Raw genomic sequence first — 17,871 nt, forward strand, 5'->3', positions numbered from 1 at the left:
TGGCTCGCAGCCAGAGATCGGATGACTCATGACGTGAACCTTAGAAGTGTGGCGCCGACACGGCAATAGACGCCGAAGTTCCGCGTCTACGCGGCGAGACATCGGATGAGGGTGTGTGTGCGCCTTGAACACCCCGCGCCTGGGCCCGCGGAGAAAACAGCTTCAGGCCTCGGTGCCATCCGTGCTTACATGCCGTGCATGGTGTCTACCGACCGACTCATGGCGTTCGCGGCCATGTCGTTCCTGCTGATCGTGATCCCCGGCCCCAGTGTGCTGTTCGTGATCGGGCGGGCGCTGGCGCAGGGACGCCGTGCCGCGCTGACCACCGTCGTCGGAAACACACTGGGCGCGTACGCGCTCGTGGTCGCCGTGGCGCTGGGCGTCGGCTCCCTGGTGGAGCGGTCCGTCCTCGCCTTCACGGTGCTGAAGCTCGTCGGCGCCGCGTACCTGGTGTACCTGGGGATCAAGGCGGTACGGCAACGCGTCTCGCTCCATGCCGCGTTCACCGGAGACGGCCCCGCGCACGGGAGCCTGCGCACCCTGGGGGAGGGCTTCGTGGTCGGCGTGGCCAACCCCAAGACCATGGTCTTCTTCGCCGCCGTGCTGCCTCAGTTCGTCGACCGGGACCAGGGCCACGTCACCGCCCAGATGCTCCTGCTCGGCGTGGTCTTCAACGTCATCGCGCTGGCATCGGACAGCGTGTGGGGCCTGGTCGCGGCCACCACGCGGACCTGGTTCGCGCGCTCGCCGCGACGGCTGTCGCTGATCGGAGGCGTCGGCGGCCTCACCATGATCGGCCTCGGCGTCACCGTCGCGGCGACCGGCCGCAAGGACTGAAGGGCCGGGCCGCGGCACCCCGACCCGCGCCCACGCCCAGGTTCCACGGGCGCAGGCCAGGGCGTTCGTCCCGTCCCTCCACCGGCGTAGGACCGGCGCGAGGTCACGCGGGTCAAGCCCCCCGGCGCCCCTTGTAGTTGATCTTCATGGTGTCCATGTCCGTCACGGTCGAGCGCAGCGCACCGTGGCCGCATCCCCGGTCCCTGAGCTCCGTCTTGGCACGGTCCTCGGCGATCGCCCCAGCCATCTCCTCGCCGTCCCCCGCGTCCGACACCACCACGTAGCGGAAGCTGAAGTGCTTCAGAGCGGCGTCGTAGGTCAGTGAGCCCTCCTCGCTGAACTGCATCGCCGTCAGGCCGTGCTGATCGACCTCGGACAGCAGCCGGGTCCGTGCCTCCTCCGTGAGCCCCTCCCACGTCCCCCGCACGATCACCCGGTACGTGTGCTGCGTGCTCATTCCCTGTGCCACCCTCTCGCGGTCTCCACTGTCTTGCGGGGAGCAGGCTACGACGACGAGGATGCGAGACATGCGGAATATCGTGGTCGTCGACGCGCCTTCCAACCTGGGGCTGCGGCCGCCGGCGCCCGGGACCGTGCCCGGCTGCTACAAGCTGGCGGGCGCGCTGCGCGAGCGGCGGATCGTGCAGCGGCTCGGCGCGTTCGAAGGCGGTGTCGTCGTACCGCCTCGCTACGACCGGGGTGACTGGCAGGAGGGGGACGGTGTCTTCAACGCCGCCGCCATCGCCACGTACACCCGTACGCTCGCCGACCGCGTCGAACAGCACGTCCGGGCCGGGGAGTTCCCCCTCGTGCTCGGCGGCGACTGCTCCATCCAGCTCGGGGCCTCCCTCGCCCTGCGCCGCATCGGTCGTTACGGACTGGCCGCCGTCGACGGCTCCGCGGACTTCCGCCACCTCGGCAACGACACCCGCGTCGGCGCCGCCGCCGGCGAGGAACTGGCCATCGCCACCGGACGCGGACAGTCCGACCTCAGCGACCTGGAAGGGCTGCGCCCGTACCTCAGGGACGAGGACGTCCGGCTGTTCGGGATGAGGGACCACGACGAGGACCGTGCCGAGATGACCGCCCTGAAGATCCCCAACGCCACGGTCGGGGACATCCGGACCTGGGGCGCCGACGCACTCGCCGCCGCCGTCGTCGAAACCCTGGAGATTCCCGAGCTGGACGGATTCTGGGTCCACCTCGACGCCGACGTGCTCGACCCGAGTGTGATGCCCGCCGTCGACAGCCCCGACGACGGCGGACTGCTCCCCGAGGAACTCGCGCCCCTCCTGCGGACCCTGGTCGGTTCGTCCCGGTGCGTCGGCATGAACATCACCGTCTACGACCCCGACCTCGACCCGGACGGGACCGCGGGCACCCTCCTCGCCGACCTCGTCGTCGGGGCCTTTTCCGAAGACTGACGGCTGCGCCCCTGGTCCGGGAGGCGTCCAGCGTGTTCCATGGTCATCGGGGGGGCGCCCGGACCTGCGGCGGCCCGCGCGAGGGAGCGAGGTTGTCTTGGCCACGACCGTACGACGTGCCGTACTGAACCTGCCCGCAGCACCGTTGGGCCCGGAGAACCCGCTGCCCGCCCTGCGGCCGCTCGACGAACCGCACGCGCTCGACGACCGCGAACGGGCCGGTCTGCCCCGAGACATGGCACGGCAACTGGGCCACGAACCGCTGCGCACTGTCCTGCCGACGCGCATCCTGGACGGCTACGGGCGCGAACGCACCCCCACCGCCCTGGACACCATCGTCATCGAGAACGACCTGCTGCGCGTCACCGTCCTGCCCGGTCTCGGCGGCCGCGTCCACTCCCTGCACCACAAGCCGACCGGCCGCGAGCTGCTCTACCGCAACCCGGTCCTCCAGCCCGCGGCGTTCGCGCTCAACGGGGCCTGGTTCTCCGGCGGCATCGAGTGGAACATCGGCGCCACCGGCCACACCACTCTCTCCTGCGCCCCGGTCCACGCGGCCCTCGTTCCCGCCCCCGGCGGCGGCACCATGGTCCGGCTCTGGGAGTGGGAGCGGCTGCGCGACCTGCCCTTCCAGGTGGACCTGTGGCTCCCCGACGACTCCGAGTTCCTGCACGTCGGCGTCCGCGTCCGCAACCCGCACGAGCACCCCGCCCCCGTCTACTGGTGGTCCAACATCGCCGTCCCCGAGAGCGAGGGGACCCGTGTCCTGGCCCCCGTCGACGAGGCATGGCACTTCGGTTACGAGCGGACGCTGAGCCGCGTCCCCGTCCCGGAGAACGGCGGCATCGACCGTACGTACCCTCTGCGCAGCGAACACCCCGCCAACTACTTCTACGAGGTCCCCGACGGGGTCCGCCGCTGGATCGCGTCCCTCGACGAGGACGGCGACGGACTCGTCCAGACGTCCACGGATCTGCTGCGCGGCCGCAAGCTCTTCCTGTGGGGGAGCGGTCCCGGCGGACGCCGCTGGCAGGACTGGCTGACCGAGCCGGGCACCGGCGGCTACGCGGAGATACAGGCCGGTCTCGCCCGCACCCAGCTGGAGCACATCCCGCTCGAACCGGGCGGCGAGTTCAGCTGGCTGGAGTCGTACGGCCCCCTCTCCACGGACCCGGCGACCGTGCACGGAGCGGACTGGGTCCGGGCCCGGGCCGAGGCCGGGGAGAGGCTGGAGCGCGCCCTGCCGCGCGAAGCCGTCGAAGCCGCCTACGAGGCGTGGCACGCCTGCGCCGACACCGAACCGGGTGAAACACTCGCCACCGGCTCCGGCTGGGGAGCCCTCGAAGTCCAGCGGGCCGGATACGAACTCCCCGGCACCCCGTTCCCCGAGTCCACCCTCGGCCCGCAGCAGGCCCCGTGGCTGGAGTTGCTGCGCTCCGGCACCTTCCCGGAGCCGGACGCCGCGACTCCGCCCGGCCCCTCCCTCGTCTCCCCGCACTGGCGCGACATGCTGGAGACGGCCCCCGCCGACCCCCTCACCGAATACCACCTCGGTGTCGCCCAGTGGCACGCCGACGACCGGGCCCAGGCCGTCCGCAGCTGGGAACGCGGGCTGCCGAACGCCCGGCCCCGCTGGCCCCTCCTGCGCTGCCTCGCCGTCGCGGCCAAGGACAGCGGCCAGACCGGCCGGGCCGCCGACCACTACGGCGAGGCGTTCGACGATCTCCACGCCCAGCCGGGCGGCGAGACCTGGGCCGCCGCGACGGACGCCCTGGCCCGCGAGACGATCGAGGCCCAACTGGCCGCGGAAAGAACGGAGTCCGCCCGTCGCACCTGGTCCGCCCTGCCTCCCGCCCTTCGCGACCGTGGCCGCTTCCGCCTCCTGGAGGCTCGCATCCTGCTCGCCGAAGGCGACACGGCCGCCGTCCGCGCCCTCTTCGACTCCGGCTTCGAGGTCGCCGACCTACGCGAAGGCGCCGAGATCCTGGGCGAGCTCTGGAAGGCGGTCACCGACGATCCGCTCCCGGACGCGTACAACCACCGGATGCGCCCGGAACACTGATCACCGGCCGGGTGCGGCATCCCCAGTCGTGCAAGGCGCGGGTCAGTCGGTGCGGGAACACCGCGGGCCGGCAGCCGTCCACCTGGACGGCTGCCGGCCCGCACGCACTGGCCTACGAGGTACCGGCGCACTCGTTCCCGGGGAGCTGACCCGTCAGACGGCCGTCTTGCGGTCCACGTACTCGAAGACCGAGCCGTCGGGGTGCAGGGCGATCAGATTGCGTCCGGCCGGGGTCGGCACCGGACCGGCGACGATCCTGGCGCCCACCCGGGTGAGTGCCGCGTGGGCCTCGTCGACGTCCTTGACCGCGATCGTCGCCGAAACCTTGCGCAGCACCTCCAGCTCCGATTCCGGACCGCTCATCAGGAGAAAGCAGCTGATCGCGGCGACCGAGACCCCGCCGCGCTCGAAGCGCAGCGCCGGGGCGCCCGTGAGGCCTTCGTAGAAGGCCGCCGATGCGTCCAGGTCGTCGACGCAGATACGCAGCGTGGTTCCGAGGATTTCCATGCGCACAAGGGTAGTTGGCAGCCCCGCCGCATGTGATCCATTCCTGCCGGGCCGGCACCTCAGACGCGGCAGAGGATCTCGCCGTGCGGCACCATGAACCACGCGTCGTCCTGCTCGCCCCAGGTGCGCCATGCGGCGGCCGCCGCGGTCAGCTGCGCCGCGCCGGCGTGGCCGCCCTCCACCGTCAGTTTCGCGTACACGGAGGCCGTCGTACGGTCGGCCCACAGACCGCTCCACCAGGCGCGGCTCTCCGGCGTGGCGAAACACCATGCGGCCGCGGTCGGCGTGATGTCGGTGAACCCGGCCCGCCTCGCCCAGGAGAGCAGCCGCCGTCCCGCGTCGGGCTCGCCGCCGTTGGCACGGGCCACCCGCCCGTACAGGTCCTGCCACTCCGTCAGGCCGGGGGTCTCCGGGAACCAGGTCATCGCGGCGTAGTCGCTGTCGCGCGCCGCGACGAGGCCGCCCGGCCTGCACACCCGGCGCATCTCGCTCAGCGCGCGGACAGGATCGCCCACATGCTGGAGGACCTGATGGGCGTGGACGATGTCGAAGGAGTCGTCGGGGAAGTCCAGGGCGTGCACGTCGGCCGTCGCGAACTCCACGTTGTCCAGGCCCCGCTCGGCGGCGACCTCCGCGGCGGGGCCGAGGATGTCGTCCGTGATGTCGACCGCGGTCACCCGGCCGGGCGCGACCAGGGCCGCCAGGTCGGCCGTGATGGTGCCGGGCCCGCATCCGACGTCCAACACCGCCATTCCTGGCCGGAGTTCACCGATCAGATATCCGGCCGAGTTGACCGCGGTCCGCCAGCGGTGCGACCGCAGTACGGACTCGTGGTGGCCATGGGTGTAGACGGCCGTCTCCTTGGACATGACCGCACGTCCTCTCTGGAAGCACTTCGGCAGCAGGTGAGGACACGCTACTTCCTGATGTCGCATGATGAGATACACATCTCACCATGCGGTCATGCGGTCATGCGGTCATCGGGCAGTAGACCGTGAGCGCCTCCGGCAGCTTGTCGATCATCAACTCCGTCCCCGAGTGCGCCACTTCACCGTCGTACGCGTACGGGGTGCCCGGTGCCAGGCCGGTGAGCCGGACACGGCGCCGCCGCACCGCCGCGTGAACGGGCGAGCGGGTCAGCGGACCCGCCAGCGCCGCCGCCAGCAGCCGCAGGCCCGGTGTGCGGCCCCCGTGCACCACCCGCACGTCCAGCAGCCCGTCCGCCAGGTTGTGGCGGCGGCCCGGCATCGGTCCCATCCGCGTGAACGTCCCGTTGCCGGCGAACACCAGCCACAACCGGCGTCGGCGGCCCTGCAGTTCGGCCTCCAGCGGGCTCGTGCCGCGCAGTGCCTCGACCGCCGCGAGCACCCCCGCGGGCCAGCCCCCGATGCGCGGCGACCAGTGCTCCCGGGTCCGTACGAGCTCCGGGTAGACGCCGAGACTGAACGCGTTGACGAAATACCCGTCCCGCCCCTCCGGTCCGGGCCGGATGCGGCCCAGGTCCACCCTGACGGCGCTGCCGGACGCGACCGCGGAGGCCGTGTCCTGCACGGTCTCGATGCCCAGGTCGTAGGCGAAGTGGTTCAGTGTGCCGCCGGGGAACACGGCCAGGGGCAGCTTGCGCGTGGCCGCCACGGCCGCCGCGCTGTTGATCGTCCCGTCACCCCCGCAGACCCCCAGTGCCAGACACCGTCCGGCCGCCTCTTCCAGCGCCCCGCGCAGATCGGCGGGCGCGCACTCCACCACCTCCGCGAGCGGCAGCGAGTCACGCAGGAGCGAGGCTGCGGCTGTCGCCGACCCCGACTCCCGGTTGACGACGACGACAAGCCCCTCCCCGGTGGGCATCACGGGCGCGTCGGCCGGCGGTCTTCCCGGTGCGGGCAGCTGGCCGCGCGTCGGTACGACCCCGCGCAGCGCGAAGGCCGCCCCGGCGCCGAGCGCCGCACCGGCCAGCACGTCGCTCGGATAGTGCACCCCGGTGTAGACCCGCGACGCGATGACCGCCGCCGCGACCGGTGCGACGGCCGCGCCCCAGCCCTTCGACTCCAGGGCGACGCCCGTGGCGAACGCGGCGGCGGACGCGGCATGTCCGGAGGGGAAGGAGGTGGTGAACGGCTGGCGCTTCAGCCGTCGTATCACCGGCACCGCGTCCAGTACCGGCCGGTCCCGCCGCACGGCGCCCTTGCCCACGGTGTTGATCGCGGCCGAGGCGACGGCCAGCGAGGCGATCCCGCGCAGCGCCGCGCGGCGGGCCCGCGGGCTGCCGCCGAGTGCGGCCATCCCGGCCGCGGCCCCGAACCAGAGCAGCCCGTGGTTCGCGCTGCGGCTCAGCCGGGGCAGCAGCGGCTCCGCGCCCGGCCAGTGCCGGCCGGCCACGCTCTCGAAGACGGCGAGGTCGCGTCGGCGCAGCCAGGCTGCGGGACGGGTGGCGGAACCGGTTCGGAATGAAGGCATGGGACAGCGAATACCCTGTTGTGCCGGCTCGAACCAGGAGGCGCGCACGCGGGGCGGCACAACCTCGGAGGGCACCCCGGGTGAACGAGTTCGGTCCTCGCCGTTGCCCCGGTAAGTTTGCTGCGGCTAGCCTGCGTTCGTGATTCCGGTCATTGACCGGAGTGTCGAACAAACGAAATGGGTGGGAGAACATGGGACGACTCGTCCCAGCGGTGACCCGGGCGCTGGATGTACTGGAACTCTTCCTCCAGGGTGACGGAACCCTCTCGGCCCCTGAGGTCACCCGCAAGCTTCAGCTGCCGCGCACCACCGTGCACGAACTGCTCACCACTCTCGCCGCCCGCTCCTACCTGGTGACCATCCCGGAGCAGCCCGGCCGCTACCGGCTGGGCGTACGGACGTACCAGCTCGGCAGCCGGTACGCCGAGCAGCTCGATCTGGCCGCCGAGGGGCAGCAGGTGGCCCGCGAGGTCGCCGAGAGCTGCGGGGAGACGGTCCACGTGGCCATCCTCGAGGACACCGAGGTCATCTACATCGCCAAGGTGGACTCCACGCACGCCGTCCGCATGGTCTCCGCGGCGGGCCGGAAACTGCCCGCCCACTGCACGTCCGTGGGCAAGCTCCTCCTCGCCGCCCTGCCCGAGGCCGAGCTCGACGCCCGCCTCGACGGCCGCGAACTCGTCGCGATGACGGCGAACAGCGTCACCGACGCGGCGGAGCTGCGGTCCGCGCTCGCCGCCGTACGCACGCGCGGCATCGCGGTCGAGCACCGTGAGTCCAATCCGGACGTGAGCTGTGTGGCCGCGCCCGTACGGAACCGGGCGGGCCACGTCGTCGCCGCGCTCTCCATCTCCGTCCCCATGATCCGCTGGACCGAGGAGCGCGAAGCGGAACTGGCACGGCTCGCCGTGGGCGGCGCCGACGCGCTCTCCGCCCGCCTCGGACACCGCAAGGCGCAGGCATGACCTCCGGCGTCGAGATAGCCGTAAGGGAACAGGCGGCACTCGGCGAAGGGCCCACCTGGGATGCCGCGGCCGACCGTCTCATATGGGTCGACATCCTCGGCTCGCGCGTCCACACGTACACCCCCGGAACGGGCCGCCGCACGGTCATGGCGACCGAGCAGCACGTCGGAGCGGCGAAGCCGCGAGCGGGTGGCGGGCTGGTCGTGAACCTCCGCGACGGCATCGGCCTGTACGACGCCGATGGCGCGTTCTCCTGGCTGGTCCACGAGCCCGTCCCGGGGCGGCGCGGCAACGACGCGGCGGTGGCGCCGGACGGCGCGCTGTGGGCGGGGACCATGCTCTACGACGAGGACGAGACCGGCGGCAGCCTGACGCGGGTCACCGGCGACGGCACGGCGCAGGACGCGCTGGGCGTCGTCGGGTGCAGCAACGGGACCGGGTGGAGCCCGGACGGCCGGCACATGTACTACATCGACTCGGCCACGAGACGCATCGACATCCTCGACTTCCTCGGGAACCGGGCCGTCTACCGGCGGCCCTTCGCCACGATCGAGCCGGGGGCGGGTCTGCCGGACGGGCTGACGGTCGACGCGGAGGGAGCTGTGTGGGTCGCGCTCTGGGACGGCGGGGCGGTACGGCGGTACACGCCCGACGGGCGACTGGACCGGACGTTCGTGCTGCCCGTACGACGGCCGACGGCCTGCGCGTTCGGTGGACCCGGCCTGCGTGACCTGTACGTCTCGACGGCCCGTACGGGTCTTGTGGCGCCGCACCCGCTGTCGGGATCGCTGCTCGTCCTCCCGGACGTGGGGCGAGGGCTGCCGGGCACGGCGTTCGCGGGCTGAGCGTCGAGCGCGCGGGGTCCCGCCGAGCGGGAACCCGCTCGGCGGGACCCACGAACGGCCGTACGCGTGCGCGGGCGCGGAGGGGGAAACCTCCGTATAAAGGGCCGTGAGGGCGATAGCAGGGACCGCCGGCGGATGGAGGCCCGATGCAGGGGACCGAGCGTGATCAGCGGGAGGACCACGGACCCGTCCGGTACGGTCCGCCCGCCCCCGACCCCGGCCTCCCCGTGCTCCCGGAACTCGCCGCCGTACTGGCCGCCGCCGCCGCCCGTACCCACCCCGAGCCGCCCGGTGGCGGACGCGTCCTGCGTGAGGCGGCCGGTGCCTACTGGGCACGCCGAGGTCTTCACACGGCACCCGAGGCGATCGCCGCCGCCCCCGGCGCCCAGCCCCTGCTGCTCTCCCTGATCGCCGCGCACGGCGGCGACGTCCTCATGCCGCGCCCCTGCCCCGCCTCCTGGACACCGCAGGCGCGTCTCCTGGGCCGCCCCGCCTACCATGTGCCGACCCCCGCCGAGTGCGGCGGCATCCCCGATCCGTTCGCCCTGCTGGAAACGGTCCGCAGGGTGCGTGCCGAGGGCGGCACGCCGAAGCTCCTGCTGCTCTCCGTGGTCGACGACCCGACGGCCACAGTCGCCCCGCCCGAGCTCGTCCGCGAGGCATGCGAGGCGGCGGTGGGCGAGGGGCTGCACATCATCAGCGACGAGACCTGGCGCGACACCCTGCACAGGCCGCAGGACACGGTCCTGCTCAGCCCGGCCGAGATGTGCCCCGACGACGTCACGGTGCTCTCCGACCTGGCGGGCGCGCTGACGCCGGCCGCCTGGCCGGTGGCGGTCGCCCGGTTCCCGGCCACCGACCGGGCCGCCGCATGCCGCGCCCGCACGCTCGACGTCCTCACCGCGCTCGGCGCCCTCGTCGCCGGGCCCGTGGCCCCGGCGGCCGCCCACGCACTGCGCGAGCCGGAGGCCGTCATGGTGAGGATGCGGCAGGCCGCGGATCTGCACGCTGCCGTGGCCGCCGCCGCCCACCGCGCCGTGCTCACGGCGGGCGCCCTGGCCCGACCCCCGCAGGCGGGCCGGCACCTGTACGCGGACCTCGGCCCGCTCCGCTCCCGGCTCGCGGCGCGCGGCGTGACGGACTCCATGGAACTGGAGGAGTACCTCACGCGGAGGCTCGGCGCCCCGACGCCCGGAGGTCACCGGTTCGGGGACGAACTGGGCGCGTTGCGGGTGCGGCTGGGCACAGGACCGCTGCTCGGCTCGACCAAGGAGGAGGAGATGGAGTCCCTCACCGCGGTGGAACCCCTGAAGTTGCCGCACGTCGCGCAGGCGCTGAGCAGGTTCGCGGGCGCCCTCGACGAACTCCGGTGAAGGAGCCGTTCGATGACGGAACAGACGCAACGCCCCATGGAGAAGGCCGGGACCACGGCGCCCGACGGTGCGACCGCGACACGCCCGCTGGGTGAGGTCCGCGTCTGGCCCCGGACGTTCGCCGACCGCCTGACCACACCTCTGCCCGGCGTCAGGGGCATGACACGGCTGGCCCGTGAGCGTGCGATCAGGCCCAACGCCGAAGGGCTGCGCGGCATCCACCGGCTGCCGTTCGCCCCCGCGCCGCTGCCTGTGACGGACAGCCGTACGAGCGCGGTGACCTGGGCCGGTCACGCCAGCTGGATCGTGCGCATCGGCGGGCTCACGGTCCTCACCGATCCGGTGTGGTCGCGCCGCATACTCGGCACCCCGGCGAGGATCACTCCCGTCGGCGTCCGGTGGGAGGAACTTCCGCCCGTCGACGCGGTGGTCATCAGCCACAACCACTACGACCACCTCGACGCCCCCACCCTGCGCAGGCTCCCGAGGGACACCCCGCTGTTCGTCCCCGCGGGCCTCGGGGCGTGGTGCAGGCGCCGCCGCTTCAGCTGCGTCACCGAGCTGGACTGGTGGGAGTCGGCGGAGCTCAGAGGCGTCCGCTTCGACTTCGTGCCCTCGCACCACTGGTCCAAGCGGACGCTGACCGACACCTGCCGGTCCCTCTGGGGCGGCTGGGTGCTCGGCGACCGGGACGGCGGGCAGCGGATCTACTTCGCAGGGGACACCGGCTACGGGCACTGGTTCAAGGAGATCGGCCGCCGCCACCCCGGGCTCGATCTGGCGATGCTGCCGATCGGGGCGTACGAACCGCGCTGGTGGCTCCGCGACGTGCACACCGACCCGGAGGACGCCGTGCGCGCGTACGAGGACCTCGGGGCCCGGGCGATGGCGCCGATGCACTGGGCGACGTTCCTGCTCTCCGCCGAGCCGGTCCTGGAACCGCTCACCCGGCTGCGTACCGAGTGGCAGCGGGCCGGACACGCACGTGACCGGCTCTGGGACCTGCCGATCGGCGGCTCGCGGGTGTTCGCTCACTGACCGGCCGCGTCACCCGGCCGGTGTCCGAACCGGGCCCGCAGCCCGCGCCACACCGCCGGTGCCGCACTGATCAGCAGGGTCAGGCCCACGGCCGCGACCACGCCCTGCCACGGCTCGGGAAACAGCGAGCCGCCCAGGATCCCGATCAGCTGGTACGTCGCGGCCCAGGCGAGGCACGCCGGGACGTCCCCGCGGGCGAACCTGCGGAGCGGCATCCGGCCGAGCAGGCACGCCAGCATCACGGGAATCCGACCCGCCGGAACCAGCCGGGAGAGCACCAGGACCGTCCCACCGTGCTCATCCAGCTTCTTCTGCGCCTGCGCGAGCCGCTCGGGGGCCGCCCGGTCGCTGAGGGCCCGCAGCCACTTCGAGCCGTTCTTGGAGCGCGTCCCGCGCTGGCCCAGCCAGTACAGGCATATGTCGCCGAGGAACGCGGCGGCCGACGCCACCGCGAACACGATGAGCAGGGAGAACGGTGCCGTCTGATGGAACGCGACCACGGCCGCCGAGCTCACCAGGGCCCCCGTCGGAATCACCGGAACCAACGATCCCAGCGCCACCAGGAGGAACAGCGTCGGGTATCCGGCGGCCTGCTGGGCAGACTCGTCCGGGAGCAGCCGGACCACCTCCGCGATCACCACGTGGGCCGCACACGCTCACCGTGCTCCAGCCGGTGCACCGTCACCTCGGGGGCCAGCCGCGCCGCGTGCCGCACGAACTCCTCCCCGGGCGCGTGGAACTCGTGCGGCCGGATGCCGTCCATCCCCACCGGCCAGTACGTGCCGTAGTGCACGGGCACGGCCGAGCGGGGCCCGAGCCGGGTCAGCGCCTCGGCGGCGCGGGTGGCGTCCAGGTGGTTGTGGCCCAGCCACGGGCCCCAGCCGCCGACCGGCAACAGCGCCACGTCGACCTCGCCGACCGCCTCGGCCATCCCGTCGAAGAGGCCGGTGTCCCCGGCGAAGTACGTACGCGCCTCGCCCTCGACCACGTAACCGAGCGCCGGTGAGCGGTGCGGCCCGACGGGCAGCCGGCGCCCGTCGTGCCGGGCGGGGACGGCCCGCACCCGGAGGCCGCCCACCTTCACCTCGTCCCCCGCCTCGACCTCGGTGATGTGCAGCCCCCGTACCCGTCGCAGCACCCGCAACCCCGGCACGGCCCGCACCGCACCCGCGGGCACGAGCAGCCGGCTGCCCTGGGTCAGCCGCGCCAGGGACGGCAGATGGAGGTGGTCGGAGTGCAGATGCGAGACGAGTACGAGCTCGGCGGCGGCCGCCTCCGGCGGCGGGACCGCGCCGCGACGCCGGCGCAGATGCGCGAAGCGCCGCACGAAGAGGGGATCGGTCAGCACCCGCACCCCCGAGTCCTCGATCGTGCACGTGGCATGACCCCACCAGGTGATCTCCACCGGCACGCGACGCCTCCTCGCTCGTTCCCACCGAGCCTAGGGCCTTTCGTGCGGGCAGGGGACGCTACGGACGGTTACCGGTACGCTCGCGGACAGACTCTGCGTTCGGGGGAGCCGGTCATGAACCGTGTACGGGTGGCGGCCATCGCCAGTCTCACGCCGCTGGAAGAGCTCGACGGCGACCCGTTCCTCGTGGACACCCGCAGTCAGCAGGCCCTGTGCGCCCGCTGGGCGGCCGATCAGGGGTACGTCGTGACCCGGCAGCTGCGCGCCCACCGGCTGCGGTCGGACCACCGCGCCCTGTGGGCGGACGTCGACGGGGGTGAGGTCGACCTGTTCGTGGCGCCCAACAGCCGGATCCTCGCGCAGGCGCTGGCCTCGGTGCCGGCCTTCACCGCGGAGTGCGAGCGGCGCGGCGTACGGCTGGAACTGGCCGGTTTCGAGGAGCCGGTGTACACCGCCCGTTCGAAGGCGGGCGTCCACCGCAGGCTCTCCATGCCGACTGCCGGGTACGACGGCTGCTGACCGGGCCCGGCGGGGCTCGGAGCCTGCCCGGCCCGCTGTGAAAGGCTGGTCGCGGGCCTTGGGACGACAGGGCCCGGACGTGAGGTGGACGGCGTGAGAGACGCGCGATGGCGTACGACGGGCAGAGCCCTGATGCGGGTGCTGGCGGTCTGGGCGGTCTCCACCCTGACGATGCTGGCGCTCGCCGGCATCCTGCCCGAGTTCCAGCTCCAGTCGGACAACGGCGACACCATCACCAAGACCGCGTTCACCGCCGCCTGGGGCGCGGGCGCGTTCGGTCTCCTCTCCGCACTGGTCTGGCCCGTGCTCGTGAGGGCGCTGCTCGTCGTACCCGCCCTGGTCCTGGGCGCGCTGGTCTTCTTCCTCAACGGTTCCCTGCTGCTGATCGCCCTGCGCCTCATCCCGGACGGGCGCGGAGCCGCCGACCCGGAGACCGCGGTCGTCGTGGCCGCGGTGATGTCGGCCGTGGCCTCCGCGACGTCCACCGCCCTCGCGGTCCGGGACGACGACGCCTACCGGCGCAGGCTCTCCCGCCTCGCCGACCGGCGCCGCCGCCGCAGAGGCACGGCGGGTACCGCGGACGGCGGCCGCGGCGGCCCGCCGGGAACCGTGTTCATCCAGCTCGACGGGGTCGGCCACGACGTACTGACGAAGGCCGCGGCCGACGGGCTGATGCCGACCGTCGAGCGGTGGCTGACCGGCGGCACGGGCCACCGGGTGATGCCCTGGTACACGGACTGGTCGAGCCAGACGGGCGCCAGCCAGCTGGCGATCCTGCACGGCAGCAACCACGACGTGCCCGCCTTCCGGTGGTACGAGAAGGAGACCGGCACCGTCATGGTCTCCAGCAGGCCCGCGAGCGCACTCGAACTCCAGCGGCGCGCCATCGCCCGCACCCACGACGGCGGGCTGCTCACCGTCGACGGGGCGAGCCGCGGAAACCTCTTCAGCGGCGGAGCCGACCAGCTCGCCCTGGTGCTGTCGATGGCCGCCCGGCGCGGCAAGGGGCGCCGCTCCCGCGCGGGGTACTTCGCCTACTTCTCCGACCCCGCCAACGCCGTGCGGACCGCGCTCTCCTTCGTCGCCGAGGTCGGCCGGGAGATCGGCCAGTCGACACGCGCACGCGTGCGGAAGGACAGGCCCCGCATCAAGCGCGGCGGGCTCTATCCGTTCATCAGGGCCTTCGCGACCGTCATCGAGCGCGACGTGGTGGTCGCCGCGGTCATCGGCGACATGTTCGCCGGACGGACCGCCGTCTACGCCGACCTCGTCGCCTACGACGAGGTCGCGCACCACTCGGGGCCGCACAGCCGCGACGCGGAGAAGGTCCTCGAACGGCTCGACCGCTCCCTCGCCCTCATCACCAAGGTCGCCGACCAGGCACCGCGCACCTATCGGATCGTCCTGCTCTCCGACCACGGCCAGAGCCCCGGCGAGACCTTCGCGGGGAAGTACGGGCTGACCCTGAAGGACCTCGTGCGGGCGGGCTGCGGGCTGCCCGTGCCCCGACGGGCACAGCGTACGAGGAGTGGCTCGGAGGCGCGTGCCGCGGTCCGGATCGCCCTGCACAGGCCCGTCGAGGCGGGGGAGGCCGAACACCCCGCCAAACGCTCCGATCCGGTCGTACTCGCCTCGGGCAACCTGGGGCTGCTGTCCTTCCCGGACATCGCGGGACGTGCCTCGCGCGAGGAGATCGACCGCCGCCACCCGGCGCTGCTGGGGACACTGGCCGGCCATCCGGGCGTCGGCTTCCTGCTCGTGCGCAGCGAGGAGCACGGATCCGTCGTGCTGGGTTCCGGCTTCGAGATCCCCGTTGCGGAACTGACGGACGGCGAAGGCCCGCTCGGCGTGTTCGGTCCCGGCGCGGCGGACGCGGTGCGGCGCACGGACACCTTTCCGCATGTCGCAGATGTCATGGTCAACTCGATGTACGAGCCCCGCACGGGGCACGTGCACGCCTTCGAGGAACAGATCGGCTCGCACGGCGGGCTGGGCGGAGAGCAGTCGCGGCCCTTCCTGCTCTGGCCCGCCGGAATGACCGACCCCCTGGCAGCCGTGGGGGCGAAGGAGGAGCTGGTGGGTGCCGAGTCCGTGCACCGCGTGCTCGCGTGCTGGCTGCGCGAGGCGTCCGGACCGCAGGTTCCGCTGGCCGCGGACGGCCTGCCGGCTTCCGCCGAGGAGGGGCGACGGCCGCCCGCGGGCGACACCGTGCCCGGCGCACCGGGCTGACGGACGGGGCGTCCGGCGGGCGGCCCGGGGCATTGTCAGTGGTGGGCGGCAGGATGGGGGCATGACGACGAACTCAGCTGTTGTGCTCGCCGACGCGCCCGCGTACGCCGCCGCTGTCGACCAGGCCGCGCAGGCCGCCGCCGCGTACTACGCCTCGGGCGAGAGCACGCTCGACGACGACGCGTACGACCGTCTGGTGCGGGGGATCGCCGCCTACGAGGCCGAGCACCCGCAGGAGTTGCTGGCGGCGTCGCCCACGGGCAAGGTCGCGGGTGGCGCCGCCGTCGGGGACGTACCGCACACCGTGCCCATGCTCTCGCTGGACAACGTGTTCTCCGCCGAGCAGTTCGTCACCTGGACGGCGTCGCTGGAGCGGCGGATCGGCAGACCCGTCGCCGCCTGGAGCGTGGAGCCGAAGCTCGACGGACTGGCCGTCGCCGCGCGCTACCACGAGGGCCGTCTCGACCGGCTGATCACCCGGGGCGACGGCACCGCGGGCGAGGACGTGTCGCACGCCATCGGCACCGTCATGGGTCTGCCCGAGCAGCTCGGCTCGCCGGTGACCATCGAGGTGCGCGGCGAGGTCCTCATGACCAACGAGCAGTTCGAACAGGCCAACGCGGTGCGTACGGAGCACGGCGGCGCGCCCTTCGCCAACCCGCGCAACGGGGCGGCGGGCACGCTCCGGGCCAAGGACCGGCCCTACCGCGTCGAGATGACGTTCTTCGCCTACGGCGCGCTCCCGCTGGCCGACTCCGGCGACCTGACCGCCATCCTGGGCGAACTCCCGCACAGCGAGGTCCTCGCGTACGTCGCCGGGCTCGGTGTGCACACGGCGGCGGACACGGCCGTGGCGCCGCGCACCGTCACCACGGCCGAGGAGGTGCAGGCCAGGGTCGAGGAGGTCGCCGCGCTGCGCGCCTCGTTGCCGTTCGGTATCGACGGCATCGTGATCAAGGCGGACCTGGCCGACGACCAGCGGGAGGCGGGGTCAGGCACGCGGGCCCCCCGCTGGGCCATCGCGTACAAGCTGCCGGCCGTCGAGAAGGTCACCCGGCTCCTGGGCGTCGAGTGGAATGTCGGGCGTACGGGCATCATCGCGCCGCGTGCCGTCCTGGAGCCGGTCGAGATCGACGGATCGACCGTCAGTTTCGCGACGCTGCACAATCCGGCGGACATCACCCGGCGTGATCTGCGCCTGGGCGACCAGGTGATGGTCTACAAGGCCGGCGACATCATCCCCCGTATCGAGGCGCCCGTCGCCCACCTGCGGACCGGTGACGAACAGCCAATCGAGTTCCCGCAGACGTGCCCGCAGTGCGGCTCCGAGATCGACACGAGCGAGCAGCGCTGGCGGTGCACGCGCGGACGCAACTGCCGCCTGGTCGCCTCCATCTCGTACGCGGCGGGGCGCGACCAGCTCGACATCGAGGGTCTCGGTTCCACCCGCGTCGTCCAGCTCGTCGACGCGGGTCTGGTCGCCGACTTCGCCGACCTGTTCACCCTGGAACGCGAGCAGCTGCTCGCCCTGGACCGGATGGGCGAGACCTCCACGGACAATCTGCTCGCCGCCATCGGGACCGCCCGCAGCCGTCCGCTGTCCCGGGTGTTCTGCGCCCTCGGAGTACGCGGCACGGGCCGCTCCATGTCCCGGCGTATCGCCCGGTACTTCGCCACGATGGACCGGATCGTCGCCGCCGACGCCGAGACGCTGCAGCTGGTCGACGGCATCGGCAAGGAGAAGGCGGCCGGTGTGGTCGTGGAGCTGGCGGAGCTCGCCCCGCTGATCGCGAAGCTGGTGGGTGCCGGTGTCAACATGACGGAGCCCGGTGCGACGCCGCCGCCGGAGCGGGGGACGGCGCAGGACGCCGAAGCGGGCGCCGAAGCGCGGCCGGAGCTGCCTCTCGACGGGATGACCGTGGTCGTCACCGGTGCCATGACGGGCCCGCTGGAGAAGCTGTCCCGCAACCAGATGAACGAACTGATCGAGCGGGCCGGCGGCAAGTCGTCGTCCAGTGTCTCCAAGCGGACGAGCCTCCTGGTCGCGGGGGAGAAGGCCGGGTCCAAGCGCACGAAGGCGGAGGACCTCGGCGTGCGGATCACGGCGCCCGACGAGTTCGCCGAGCTGGTGGAAGCGTTTCTGGTCACGGAGTCTGAGGCCGGGGCCCCGGGGGGAGAGACCGGGCCCGAGTGAGTGCTCCTTTGAT

16 protein-coding genes are annotated in these 17,871 nt (G+C 72.8%); 10 read left to right on the forward strand and 6 right to left on the reverse strand.

The window, feature by feature from the left end; translation table 11 throughout:
* The first annotated feature begins 198 nt into the window (after window positions 1–198).
* Entirely contained in the window at window positions 199–837 is a 639-nt protein-coding gene (locus tag AB0C82_RS10100; RefSeq protein ID WP_362838476.1) for a LysE family translocator, read from the forward strand.
* Between the two features lie 112 nt (window positions 838–949).
* Here AB0C82_RS10100 and AB0C82_RS10105 read toward each other — a convergent pair whose 3' ends face one another.
* A complete protein-coding gene (locus tag AB0C82_RS10105) occupies window positions 950–1,294 on the reverse strand; it encodes a DUF6204 family protein (protein ID WP_362838480.1) in 345 nt (114 codons plus the stop codon).
* 70 nt (window positions 1,295–1,364) lie between these two features.
* Between AB0C82_RS10105 and AB0C82_RS10110 the strand changes: the two genes are divergently transcribed.
* Together AB0C82_RS10110 and AB0C82_RS10115 are read left to right on the forward strand one after the other, a co-directional pair.
* Window positions 1,365–2,261 (forward strand): arginase family protein, encoded by an 897-nt coding sequence (locus tag AB0C82_RS10110; RefSeq protein ID WP_362838483.1) that lies wholly within the window; start codon window positions 1,365–1,367, stop codon window positions 2,259–2,261.
* Window positions 2,262–2,358: 97 nt separating this feature from the next.
* Entirely contained in the window at window positions 2,359–4,323 is a 1,965-nt protein-coding gene (locus tag AB0C82_RS10115) for a DUF5107 domain-containing protein (protein WP_362838486.1), read from the forward strand.
* Window positions 4,324–4,476: 153 nt separating this feature from the next.
* On the opposite strand, the gene AB0C82_RS10120 is transcribed toward AB0C82_RS10115, so the two are convergent.
* From AB0C82_RS10120 to AB0C82_RS10130, 3 genes are all read right to left on the reverse strand, one after another.
* Entirely contained in the window at window positions 4,477–4,830 is a 354-nt protein-coding gene (locus tag AB0C82_RS10120) for a VOC family protein (RefSeq protein WP_362838488.1), read from the reverse strand.
* A gap of 59 nt (window positions 4,831–4,889) precedes the next feature.
* Window positions 4,890–5,699 (reverse strand): methyltransferase domain-containing protein, encoded by an 810-nt coding sequence (locus tag AB0C82_RS10125; RefSeq protein ID WP_362838490.1) that lies wholly within the window; start codon window positions 5,697–5,699, stop codon window positions 4,890–4,892.
* 100 nt (window positions 5,700–5,799) lie between these two features.
* Window positions 5,800–7,284 carry a phosphatase PAP2 family protein gene (locus tag AB0C82_RS10130; RefSeq protein WP_362838492.1) on the reverse strand — a complete coding sequence of 495 codons (1,485 nt, stop codon included), beginning with the start codon at window positions 7,282–7,284 and terminating at the stop codon, window positions 5,800–5,802.
* 191 nt (window positions 7,285–7,475) lie between these two features.
* Between AB0C82_RS10130 and AB0C82_RS10135 the strand changes: the two genes are divergently transcribed.
* From AB0C82_RS10135 to AB0C82_RS10150, 4 genes are all read left to right on the forward strand, one after another.
* Window positions 7,476–8,249 (forward strand): IclR family transcriptional regulator, encoded by a 774-nt coding sequence (locus tag AB0C82_RS10135; RefSeq protein WP_362838495.1) that lies wholly within the window; start codon window positions 7,476–7,478, stop codon window positions 8,247–8,249.
* A complete protein-coding gene (locus AB0C82_RS10140; RefSeq protein ID WP_362838497.1) occupies window positions 8,246–9,094 on the forward strand; it encodes an SMP-30/gluconolactonase/LRE family protein in 849 nt (282 codons plus the stop codon). The genes AB0C82_RS10135 and AB0C82_RS10140 overlap by 4 nt, the downstream gene beginning before the upstream one ends.
* 146 nt (window positions 9,095–9,240) lie before the next feature.
* Entirely contained in the window at window positions 9,241–10,467 is a 1,227-nt protein-coding gene (locus tag AB0C82_RS10145) for an aminotransferase class I/II-fold pyridoxal phosphate-dependent enzyme (RefSeq protein WP_362838499.1), read from the forward strand.
* 36 nt (window positions 10,468–10,503) lie between these two features.
* Window positions 10,504–11,505, forward strand: coding sequence for an MBL fold metallo-hydrolase (locus tag AB0C82_RS10150; RefSeq protein WP_362839797.1), 1,002 nt, complete (start codon window positions 10,504–10,506; stop codon window positions 11,503–11,505).
* Here the strand turns inward: AB0C82_RS10150 and AB0C82_RS10155 are convergent.
* Window positions 11,499–12,143 (reverse strand): VTT domain-containing protein, encoded by a 645-nt coding sequence (locus tag AB0C82_RS10155; RefSeq protein WP_362839799.1) that lies wholly within the window; start codon window positions 12,141–12,143, stop codon window positions 11,499–11,501. The genes AB0C82_RS10150 and AB0C82_RS10155 overlap by 7 nt on opposite strands.
* Complete coding sequence (locus AB0C82_RS10160; protein ID WP_362838502.1) at window positions 12,140–12,916, reverse strand: MBL fold metallo-hydrolase; 777 nt, start codon at window positions 12,914–12,916, stop codon at window positions 12,140–12,142. Before AB0C82_RS10160 ends, AB0C82_RS10155 begins: the two co-directional genes overlap by 4 nt.
* 114 nt (window positions 12,917–13,030) lie before the next feature.
* Here AB0C82_RS10160 and AB0C82_RS10165 point away from each other — a divergent pair, with 114 nt between their 5' ends.
* The 3 genes from AB0C82_RS10165 to ligA all read left to right on the forward strand — a co-directional run bounded on the left by AB0C82_RS10165 (window position 13,031) and on the right by ligA (window position 17,858).
* Window positions 13,031–13,435 (forward strand): hypothetical protein, encoded by a 405-nt coding sequence (locus AB0C82_RS10165; protein ID WP_362838505.1) that lies wholly within the window; start codon window positions 13,031–13,033, stop codon window positions 13,433–13,435.
* 93 nt (window positions 13,436–13,528) lie between these two features.
* A complete protein-coding gene (locus AB0C82_RS10170; RefSeq protein ID WP_362838508.1) occupies window positions 13,529–15,664 on the forward strand; it encodes a phage holin family protein in 2,136 nt (711 codons plus the stop codon).
* A gap of 61 nt (window positions 15,665–15,725) precedes the next feature.
* Window positions 15,726–17,858, forward strand: a complete 2,133-nt coding sequence (gene ligA, locus AB0C82_RS10175; RefSeq protein WP_362838511.1) for an NAD-dependent DNA ligase LigA — start codon at window positions 15,726–15,728, stop codon at window positions 17,856–17,858.
* Window positions 17,859–17,871 lie beyond the last annotated feature (13 nt).

Source organism: Streptomyces sp. NPDC048560 (genome assembly GCF_040650955.1).
In the GTDB taxonomy this organism is placed as follows: Bacteria; Actinomycetota; Actinomycetes; order Streptomycetales; family Streptomycetaceae; genus Streptomyces.